The organism is Deltaproteobacteria bacterium (assembly GCA_009929795.1).
Lineage (GTDB): Bacteria > Desulfobacterota > Desulfovibrionia > Desulfovibrionales > Desulfomicrobiaceae > RZZR01.
Genome location: RZZR01000232.1, coordinates 1 through 2,947, shown reverse-complemented (window position 1 = coordinate 2,947; position 2,947 = coordinate 1). Strand labels below are relative to the sequence as shown.

Here is a 2,947-nt window from a genome sequence, read left to right as displayed (position 1 = left end):
ATGTCCGGCATGGCCACGGTCATGTTCTGCCAGCCCTCCCAATCGCTCTCAGCCAGACCGTCCTCAATGGACACCAGCGGGTAGGCCTGCACGAGTTCCTGATAGTAAGCGATGAGACCTGCCGCGTCGAAATCGCGCTTCTCGCCGCTAAACACGTATCGGCCCTCGCGGAAGAATTCCGAAGCAGCGGCGTCAATGGCCAGGGCGATATCCAGACCCGGACGATATCCAGCCTCCTCAATGGCTTTGACGATGTAGGAAAAGGCCTCCTTGTGGCTCTTGAGGTTCGGAGCGAACCCGCCCTCGTCGCCGACGGCCGTGGAATGGCCGTCCTTGGCCAGGATCTTCTTCAGAACGTGAAAGGTCTCGGCCCCCATCCGCAGGGCCTGAGAAAAACTCTCGGCCCCCACGGGCACGATCATGAACTCCTGGATGTCCAGATTGTTGGGGGCGTGCATACCGCCGTTCATGATGTTCATAAGCGGCACGGGCAGAACCTTGGCGTTCACACCTCCGATGTACTGATACAAGGGCAGGCCCACGTGGACCGAGGCGGCCCTGGCGCAGGCCATGGACACCCCGAGCATGGCATTGGCCCCCAGCTTGGATTTGTTGGCCGTACCGTCCAGTTCCAGGAGAACCGTGTCGACCTCGGTCTGGCGCAGGGCATTGAGGCCCATGACCTCGGCCGCGATGTCGCCGATGACGTTGTTGACCGCCTGGGTGACCCCCTTGCCGCCGTAGCGCTTCGCATCGCCGTCCCGAAGTTCTAGGGCCTCCCTGCTGCCCGTGGAGGCGCCGGAAGGAACTGCGGCCCGGCCCTTGGCTCCGGAATCGAGCTCGACCTCGACTTCTATGGTCGGGTTCCCTCTAGAATCAAGAATCTCCCTGGCCCATACTGCGCTGATCAGACTCATGCTCTTCTCCTTGAATGATGTTGTGAACGTCAAAATATAGGCCGTTCAGGCCTTGCAGTAAAAGATTGCCGACAAGATGGTCAATGGCCGGGCAAACTGCGGCGACAATGGACGAAAATCCGCCCGTGGCCACCAGCAGGATGGTGTCCCTCCCCATGGCCCGGCCCAGCCGGCCCTTGAGTCCTTCCACCATGGCCGCAAACCCGTGGACCATGCCCTGGCTCAGGCTGGTGACCGTGTTCTGCCCGATGGTTAGGGCTTTGCTCCCTTCGGTCAGGTCGATGCGCGGCAGCTTGGCCGTGCCGGTGGCCAAGGCCCGCAAGGACGACAAAAGCCCCGGACAGATAAGCCCGCCCACATAGGCCCGGCCGGACACGCAGTCGAAGGTCGTGGCCGTGCCGAAATCCACAGCCACGAGATCGGGCTCGTCAAACAGGACCCTTGCCGCGTAGGCCGTCACCAGACGGTCGGCCCCGACCTCGCCGGGGCGTTCGTAGCGGTTCTCCAGGGGGACCGATATGTCTTTTCCCACGAACAGGCAGGGGCTGCCGAAGAACCGGGCGCAGGCCCGACGGACCATTCCGTCCAGAGGCGGGACCACCGAACAGACGGTCCATGCCTGAATGTCGGCCGAATCCACTCCGGCGTGCCGACAGACGTCCAGGGTTTTCAGACCGAACCCGTCCGGGGTCTCCAGGGCATTGGTCGGCAGGACGTACTCGTCCCCCGGCCCGTCTGGCCGCCCCAGAGCGATCTTGGTGTTCGTGTTGCCCACGTCAAGAAGAAGAACCGAGCCGTTTTTTCGTGTCGTTGCCATGACTTTAGTCTCGACTCTTTGTCCATAAAACTCAAGATCGAAAAAGGACCCCGGCTTACTTGAGGTCGACCGTGAAAGCGGGTAGGCCACGCCCATCAGACCCATTCCCAAACCATGGAGGACTCATGGCCCTGCACAAGGAACTACTGGAGATACTAGCCTGCCCCAAATGCAAGGGCGACCTCGAACCGACCCCGTCCGAGGACGGGCTCATCTGTAAAAATTGCGCCCTTGTCTATCGGGTCGAGGACGACATCCCGATCATGCTCATCGAAGAAGCCGTGCCCCTTTCCGAATACCGGGACGAGCGGCCGGCGTGAGCAAGAAAAAGGCCCAGAGACCGGATCCGGCCTCCCTGGGTCTGCCCCTGGGCGGAGCCGACAGTCATGCCCATCTGGACATGGGCCCCCTGGTCGAAGATCTGGACTCCGTTCTGACCCGGGCGCGCACCGCCGGAGTAGCCCGAATCGGCCAGGTTTTCCTTGGACCTGGGGCCTATGAGAATGGTCGATCCTTCTTCGATGGCCGGGACGAAGTCTTTTTTCTGATGGGCATCCACCCCCATGACGCAGAGTCCATGGCCGAAACGGATCTGGACCGCATGGCCCTGTCATTCAGGTCCGACTTCCGACTCAGGGCCCTGGGGGAAATCGGCCTCGACTTCCACTACGACTACAGCCCGAGACCCGCGCAAAAAAAAAGGTTCCGGGATCAGCTGGCCCTGGCCCGGGAGCTTGATATGCCCGTGGTCATCCACTCCAGGGAGGCCGAGGATGAAACCTTGGCCATTCTAATGGACATGGGTTTTCCCGGGCGGCCGCTTCTCTGGCATTGCTTCGGTCAGGGGCCAGACCTGGCCCGAACCATCCTGGGTCACGGCTGGGACATCTCCATACCAGGCCCGGTCACCTACCAAAAGAACGAACTCCTGGCCTCGGCCGTGGCCGTTATTCCGCCAGGCCGACTCCACCTGGAAACCGATTGCCCGTACCTGGCCCCCGAACCCTACCAGGGCAAGACCAACGAACCGGCCCTGGCCGCGTTCACGGCCCTGGCCGTTGCCAACATCCAGAAACGTCCTCCGGCCGAGGTCTGGATCTCGTGCGGGGCCAATACCACCCGCTTTTTCGGTCTATAATGAGGATGTTGCTCGGGCATCCAACGCCCAGGCCAAAGGCACGGGGAAAAATCAGTCCTTGGCCGTCAACGCCCG

General features: G+C 61.8%; 4 protein-coding genes. 2 read left to right on the top strand and 2 right to left on the bottom strand.

Annotated features, from left to right (window positions below; all coding sequences use genetic code 11):
- Positions 1–917 (bottom strand): phosphopyruvate hydratase (locus EOM25_13575; GenBank protein ID NCC26203.1); only part of this gene is annotated, 917 nt, incomplete at its 3' end.
- Positions 877–1,734 (bottom strand): type III pantothenate kinase, encoded by an 858-nt coding sequence (locus EOM25_13570; protein ID NCC26202.1) that lies wholly within the window; start codon positions 1,732–1,734, stop codon positions 877–879. The genes EOM25_13570 and EOM25_13575, both read right to left, overlap by 41 nt.
- 125 nt (positions 1,735–1,859) lie before the next feature.
- Here EOM25_13570 and EOM25_13565 point away from each other — a divergent pair, with 125 nt between their 5' ends.
- A complete protein-coding gene (locus EOM25_13565) occupies positions 1,860–2,054 on the top strand; it encodes a Trm112 family protein (protein ID NCC26201.1) in 195 nt (64 codons plus the stop codon).
- Positions 2,051–2,872, top strand: a complete 822-nt coding sequence (locus tag EOM25_13560; GenBank protein ID NCC26200.1) for a TatD family deoxyribonuclease — start codon at positions 2,051–2,053, stop codon at positions 2,870–2,872. The genes EOM25_13565 and EOM25_13560 overlap by 4 nt, the downstream gene beginning before the upstream one ends.
- The last annotated feature ends 75 nt before the right edge of the window (positions 2,873–2,947 follow it).